The organism is Sneathiella sp., from assembly GCF_029233945.1.
Lineage (GTDB): Bacteria > Pseudomonadota > Alphaproteobacteria > Sneathiellales > Sneathiellaceae > Sneathiella.
On the sequence record NZ_JARGOQ010000026.1, the window covers coordinates 1 to 7,141 of the forward strand.

General features: G+C 54.7%; 5 protein-coding genes. 2 read left to right on the forward strand and 3 right to left on the reverse strand.

Features of this window, described 5'->3' with window-relative positions:
- Positions 1-397: 397 nt before the first annotated feature.
- From P1U71_RS10020 to metG, 3 genes are all read right to left on the reverse strand, one after another.
- Positions 398-1,027, reverse strand: a complete 630-nt coding sequence (locus P1U71_RS10020) for a TadE/TadG family type IV pilus assembly protein (RefSeq protein ID WP_301105458.1) — start codon at positions 1,025-1,027, stop codon at positions 398-400.
- 29 nt (positions 1,028-1,056) lie between these two features.
- Positions 1,057-1,674 carry a TadE/TadG family type IV pilus assembly protein gene (locus P1U71_RS10025; RefSeq protein WP_301105459.1) on the reverse strand — a complete coding sequence of 206 codons (618 nt, stop codon included), beginning with the start codon at positions 1,672-1,674 and terminating at the stop codon, positions 1,057-1,059.
- Positions 1,675-1,798: 124 nt separating this feature from the next.
- The gene (gene metG / locus P1U71_RS10030; protein ID WP_301105460.1) at positions 1,799-3,490 is read right to left on the reverse strand and encodes a methionine--tRNA ligase; all 1,692 of its coding nucleotides are present in this window, start codon (positions 3,488-3,490) and stop codon (positions 1,799-1,801) included.
- Between the two features lie 519 nt (positions 3,491-4,009).
- Here metG and P1U71_RS10035 point away from each other — a divergent pair.
- Together P1U71_RS10035 and dusA are read left to right on the forward strand one after the other, a co-directional pair.
- Entirely contained in the window at positions 4,010-6,079 is a 2,070-nt protein-coding gene (locus P1U71_RS10035) for a PAS domain-containing methyl-accepting chemotaxis protein (RefSeq protein ID WP_301105461.1), read from the forward strand.
- Positions 6,080-6,161: 82 nt separating this feature from the next.
- Positions 6,162-7,130 carry a tRNA dihydrouridine(20/20a) synthase DusA gene (gene dusA / locus P1U71_RS10040; RefSeq protein WP_367281166.1) on the forward strand — a complete coding sequence of 323 codons (969 nt, stop codon included), beginning with the start codon at positions 6,162-6,164 and terminating at the stop codon, positions 7,128-7,130.
- The last annotated feature ends 11 nt before the right edge of the window (positions 7,131-7,141 follow it).

A 7,141-nucleotide genomic window follows, 5' to 3' on the forward strand; every position in this document is an offset into this window, starting at 1 on the left:
CGTATCTCGAAGTAAGAGACGCGGTCTCAACATCAAAGAGCGGCGGTTTCGGCCACCGCTCTTTTTTTATGCCTTCAACAAGGCCCGAGCTTCTGTTCTTGGTCCCGGCCTGCTTTAAGCGCCCTCGCCTCTTCGCACACCCGTGTCCTAATGCCCCGCAAGGCCCTTCAACACCCGCCCCACTACTTGTCGGCCGGACTTGCGCTCGGCTCTTGTGAAGGTGTCGGTTGCAGGCGAATATACTCTGCAATAGCAATATCTTGCCTCTTCTCTCACGACCTCCTTAAGCAACCACCGCACAGAGCCCCGCCACAATAAAAAAAGGCCACCCCAGCATATGGGATGGCCTTGTAGTTGGGGTATTTTCGGCCCGCTCTTCTCAGAGAAGAACTGTCGTCTATGGGCTCGCCGGGAAGGTGATCGTATCGGTAAAGCGGGGGCGGAAATAGGCATGCGCCCGCAACATCATATCCCCGAAGAAACCGATGTCACCCGCGAGATACGGATCATAGTCATAATAGATCTCGGCGATAATCAGGGTCTCCCCATCCGCCAGGGTCTCGCCGGAACCGGCATCGGGAAAGGCAGACGGCAACGTCGCATTCCCGCCGACGGTGCTGCCGATAGTACTGCTGGCACCGGTAACCGACCCTGAAACCCGCTGACTGAGAATTTCCGGCGCCTGACCGGCCCGGCCCTGAACCGAGGTCAGGATAATCATGTTATCACCGGCGATATCGAAGGGCTGCGCCATAAAAAGCGCAGAATCGATAATGTTGGAGATTTCCATCTCGGTGATATCCTCGATAGTCGATCGCGCGATCAGATCCGACAGGGTCGCCGCGATCCGATCCAGCTTCTGCGTCATCAGGGCATAGCGCGCGACCTCAAAACTGCCCGCAGTGAGTAGCATCAGCACGGGCAGCAACAGGGCGAATTCCGCCATGGCCACGCCGCGATGGTTGCGGATAAACCCGCCGATATGGCCGAGTATCCGGTCGCCAGTAGATTTAAGTAAACGCTTCATTTTAGACCTCAGTTAAAGGTAACAGCGTATTAATAGGGCTCGTTCCGCACCACGATGGAGGCATGCATGGGAATAACCCCTTCCAGGATAGGGATGACCTGGCCGCTCAGGAAATTCCAGTTATATTCAACTGTGTAAAGCACGATATCGCCCTGCGCGCCAAGCCCGGCAACGCCGAAATCCTCGTCATAAACACCATTGCCGTTCACCTCAACCCAAGGCTCGCCATCCGGATAGACTGTGCCGTCGCTGTGGGTATAAGGACCGGCAGTCCAACTGCCATCCCCGTTCAAATCCGTAAATTCCTCCCCCTGCCCCACATAGGAGAAATTTTCATAGACGAGCGTTGTCACATCGCCAGTTGTCAACCCAAGAAGTCCAAGAGAGGCCTCGTTGAGCATATCGACAAGGGCCTGGGTATTGCTGGCGCCGTCCTGGATTTGCCCGGTCAGGCCAAGTCGGGACGCGTCTTTCAGGCTGCCTTCCACCACCGTGTTGATGAACATCGCCATACTGAGCTCGATAATCCCGACCAGCAAGAGGATCAGCACGGGCGCAATCATCGCCAGCTCAACTGCTGTCGTGGCAAGGGTATCCTGTGCAAACGCTCTCAGGACCTTGCGTTTTAGAAGCTTACCTACCGTCATCGCCAAACGATCCTTTTGCAAAAATAAGCAAAAGAGTAGCGAATAGGCCTTAAAGCCCGGTTAAGAACTAGAGTTAACTTGGGTAAAATTCACGGGATGGAAGGCCCCGATACGAGCCCTTTTCTCAGGCTTCCCCGCCGAAACGCGCTTCCCAGGCGGCAACTTCATCATCGGAAATCTTGCGGAACAGAACCTCCGGGATGTCAAAGCCATGGCCGGGTTGCAGCGTCTGCAGCTCCGTCATCATATCGCCTTCGATCCAGTCCTTTGCACCAAGCGTCAAGCCAAGGCAGGCGGCCATTTTCTGCGCCGCATTGGGGATCACCGGCGCGCTTAAAACCGCGAAGATACGAATAAGGTTGATGGCGATGCGCAAGGACTGCGCGGCGGCATCCGGATCGGTCTTGAACGCCGTCCAGGGGGCCGCTTCGGTCAGATATTCATTACCAAGGGCCCAGATCGCGCGCAGTTCCTGCATAGCCTTTCGGATCTGCATGTCCCCCATATGCGTGTTATAGGCGCCCAGCCGCTCGGTCAGCGCCTTGGCAAGCGCTGCCTCCGCATCGCCCGCCTCCCCGCCTTCAGGCAGCTGATCGCCGAATTTGGAGGAACAGAATTTCAGCGTCCGGTTGACAAAATTGCCAAGGATATCAGCAAGATCCTTATTCACCGTCCCGGCGAAGCCGTCCCAGGTAAAGCTGGCATCAGAGGTTTCCGGTGCATTCGCGAGCAGGTAATACCGCCAGTAATCAGACGGCAACAGCTCAATCGCGTCGGACATGAAAATGCCGCGTTTCTGACTCGTCGAGAATTTTCCGCCGTAATAGTTCAGCCAGTTGAATCCCTTGATATAATCGACCATCTTCCAGGGCTCGCGGCTGGCAAGGAGGGTGCCGGGAAAAGTGACCGTATGGAACGGCACGTTATCCTTCGCCATCACCTGCACATAGCGTACGTCCTCGGCCTCATACCACCAGCTTTTCCAGTCGCGCGCGTCAGGGTCCTCGTCGGCCCATTCCTTGGTTGCCGCGATATATTCGATCGGCGCATCGAACCAGACATAATAGACCTTATCCTCCAGCCCGGCCCGATCGACCGGCACGCCCCATTTAAGGTCACGCGTAATACCGCGGTCATGCAGCCCCTCATCCAGCCATTTCAGCGCGATGGAGGAAACCAGCACCGGCCAGTCCTGATGGCGGTTCACCCAGACACGAATTTCATCGGCAAGCTTCGATTGCAGCAGGAAAAGATGCTTGCTCTCGCGAATTTCAAGATTAGTGCTGTTTGATACCGCAGAGCGGGGTTCCAGCAAGTCCGTCGGATCGAGAAGCCGCGTGCAATTCTCGCACTGGTCGCCGCGCGCTTTATCGTAACCACAATGCGGGCAGGTCCCCTCCACATAGCGATCCGGCAGGAAGCGGTCATCGTCGATGGAATAGACTTGCCGCGTCACGCGCTCGTCAATATAGCCATTCTCATAGAGCTTGTTGCCAAAATGCTGGGTCAGTTCCTTGTTCTGCTTTGATGACGACCGGCCAAAATAATCGAAGGTGAGATCGAAGGCGGCGCCAAGTTTGGCCTGCACCTGATGCTGCTCCGCGCAGAATTCCGCAACATCCTGCCCTTTTTCACGGGCGGCGAGTTCGGCGGGCGTGCCATGTTCGTCCGTTGCGCAGATAAACAGCACCTCTTCTCCCCGCGCCCGCAGATAGCGCGCATAGAGGTCGGAGGGCAACATCGAGCCGATCAGGTTCCCCAGATGCTTGACACCATTGATATAGGGTAAGGCGGAGGTAATAAGGTGACGGGTCATCTTGGCGGCTGCTTCCTCAAACTGCTTGGGTCTATTCCTGATTGCGCTCTTTTACAGGAAGTCGCATTGCGGGGCAAAGCAAACATGCAGCGCCTGTTGAAATAGGCTCCCGAACCCTCCGTTCAGATTCTATCAGGATAAATGGGAAATCAGTAAAGATACCAGCTTTCGTCTCCCAGCCTTCGGGTTGATTAGAAATTTCACCCGCGTGCGCCATCATTCCCAATATAAATCCAGTCGAGCGAGCGCAACTCTTCCGTGTCGATTTCTGAATAGCACGGTATAACCCCATGTTAATTCAGCTAAATCAGGCATATCGAAAATCTATTTTTAGCTGTTTTATCCTGTTTCAAAAGCATCAGAAAACCTGTCACATATATTATTTGATTTTATTACAAATAAAAATCTAATTATATTTATGATTATTTATATATATTTTATTTAACCCATAATTAATCAGTTCTCATAAATACTCAAGATTGAAAAAGAGGCCCGTCCCGCCCATCCAAGAGGTATAATATGCTATTTAAAAGAGAAGTCTCGAACGCTTTACTTGATGCATTAAATAAATCACAGGCCATCATCGAATTCGATATGGGCGGCAACATATTGAACGCGAACGCGAATTTCCTGAGTGCGATGGATTACCGTCTTGAGGAAATTACCGGCAAGCATCACAGCATGTTCGTCGACCCCACATATGCATCGAGTGACGATTACAGAAAGTTCTGGGAAAAACTGAGCGCTGGAGAATATCTTTCGGATGAGTTTAAACGCTTCGGTAAGGACGGCAAGGAAGTCTGGATACAGGCAAGCTACAACCCGATCCTGAACGCCGCCGGCAAGCCCGTCAAGGTCGTCAAATTCGCGACCGACATCACGGAGCAGAAAAGGCGCAACGCCGATTTTCAGGGCCAGGTCGATGCCATTGGCCGCTCCCAGGCCGTGATAGAATTCACTCTCGATGGCACCATCCTCAACGCCAACGAAAATTTCCTGGATGCCATGGGCTATAGCCTCGATGACGTCAAGGGCAGGCATCACAGCATGTTCGTGGATGCGACCTATGCAAAAAGCCCTGAATATAGGGATTTCTGGAAAAAACTCGCGGCGGGTGAGTATCTTGCCGACGAGTTCCCCCGCGTCGGCAAGGGTGGCGCCGAAATCTGGATACAGGCGAGCTATAATCCGATCCTCGACATGAACGGTACCCCCGTCAAAGTCGTGAAATATGCGACCGACGTGACGGCGCAAAAGCGGCGAAATGCGGATTTCAGTGGCCAGATCGACGCCATCGGCAAATCGCAAGCCATCATCGAGTTTGAGATGGATGGCACCATTCGCAATGCAAACCCAAACTTTCTGGATGCCATGGGCTATAGCCTTGAGGAAATTACCGGCAAGCATCACAGCATGTTCGTCGATCCCGCCTACGCCGCGAGCGGAGAGTATAAAGACTTCTGGGAGATGCTTGGGCAAGGTGAGTATCTCGCCGATGAGTTCCAGCGCTTCGGCAAGGGCGGCAAGGAAGTCTGGATACGGGCGAGCTATAACCCGATCCTCGACATGAACGGCAAGCCCTTCAAGGTGGTCAAATACGCGACAGACGTGACCGAGCAGAAACTTCAGAATGCGGACTACCGCGGACAGATCGACGCTATCGGAAAATCACAGGCCGTCATCGAGTTCAAGCTTGATGGCACCATTATCAAGGCAAACGAGAATTTCCTGGGCGCCATGGGCTACAGCCTTGAGGAAATTACCGGCAAGCATCACAGCATTTTTGTCGACCCCGCCTATGCTGCGAGCGATGAATATAAAGATTTCTGGGAAAAACTCCGGCAAGGCGAGTATCTCGCGGATGAGTTCAAGCGCTTCGACAAGGGCGGCAACGAGATCTGGATCCAGGCGAGCTACAACCCGATCCTCGATATGAACGGCAACCCCTTCAAGGTGGTCAAATTCGCCACAAATATTACCGACCAGATGCAGGCCCGGATACAGGCCGGCGAGCTTTCCAGCGATTCCCAGGCGAAAGTCCAGTCGGTTGCCGGGGCGACACAGGAAATGCAGGCCTCCATCCAGGAAATCAGCCAGAATATGAATAACTCGCAACAGGCGGTGAGCGATATCGTCTCAAAAACCGATCATGCGAAGGAACTGACGGCCCGGTTGCAGGAAACCTCAAAATCCATGGAAAGCGTGGTCGAGATCATTCGCGAAATCGCGGGCAAGGTAAATCTGCTGGCGCTGAACGCGACGATCGAGGCGGCACGCGCCGGCGAGATGGGCAAGGGCTTTGCGGTTGTCGCGGGCGAGGTCAAGACGCTCGCGACCCAGACCTCCAAGGCGACCGACGACATCTATCAGGAGATTATCGCCATGCAGGCCGTCGCCAACGATGTGGTCGAAAGCAATGACATCATCGCCAACTCAACGGCCTCGGTCAATGAGTATGTGGCCGCCGTCGCCTCGGCAATCGAGGAACAGTCAGTCGTCACCAACGAGATTTCACAGAATATGGAATTTTTCTCGACCGGCATCACCGAACTCAACGACTGCGTCAAACGCCTCTCCAACGCCGGCTAGAAAAATCTGGCAATAACAGACGTCTTTGGATAGGTTGGCGGCGGATTACAGCAACGTACCGCCGCCCTATATCTATGTGAAGATGACAAAACTTGATCGCACCATAAGCATTGCCCCGATGATGGACTGGACGGACCGGCATGACCGGTATTTCCTGCGCCTGATCAGCGCCCGCGCGCTTCTCTATACGGAGATGGTGACGACGGGGGCGATCATTCATGGGGATGCAAAGCGATTCTTGCGCTTTGATCCGGCGGAGCAACCGCTCGCGCTGCAGCTCGGTGGGAGTGAGCCGGACGCCCTCGCAAAATGCGCTGAAATCGCAGAAGACTATGGCTATGGGGAAGTTAACCTCAATGTCGGCTGCCCCTCGGATCGGGTGCAGAACGGACGTTTCGGGGCCTGCCTGATGGGGGAACCGGAGACGGTGGCGAGCTGCGTCGCGGCGATGCGCTCCGCGACCTCCCTCCCCGTCACGGTGAAGACCCGCATCGGCATCGATGATCTCGACAGCTATGATTATTTTAAAACCTTTATCGAGAAAGTCGCGGAGACGGGCGTCTCGACCTTTATCATCCATGCGCGCAAAGCCTGGCTGACGGGGCTCAGCCCCAAGGAAAACCGCACCATCCCGCCGCTCGACTATGATCGCGTCTATCAGTTGAAGAAGGACATGCCGGAGCTTGAGATTATCATCAATGGCGGGATTTCAAGCCATGAGGAGATTGACGCGCATCTTGAGCATGTCGATGGCGTGATGATCGGACGCGAAGCCTATCAGAACCCGTATTTTCTTGCCGAGATCGACCAGCGCTATTACGGCGTCGATGACGACACGCCAGAGCGGCGCGAAGTGATTGAGCAGATGCTCCCCTATGTGAAGCGGGAGATGGCGGCGGGCGTGCCGCTCAACTCGATCACGCGCCATATGCTTGGGCTCTTTCAAGGGCGCCCCGGCGCCCGTGCCTGGCGCCGCCATATCTCTGAAAACGCCCATAAAAAGGGCGCCGAGATCGATATCCTTACCGAGGCGGCCACCAAGACCCGCTAACGGCGGCGGCG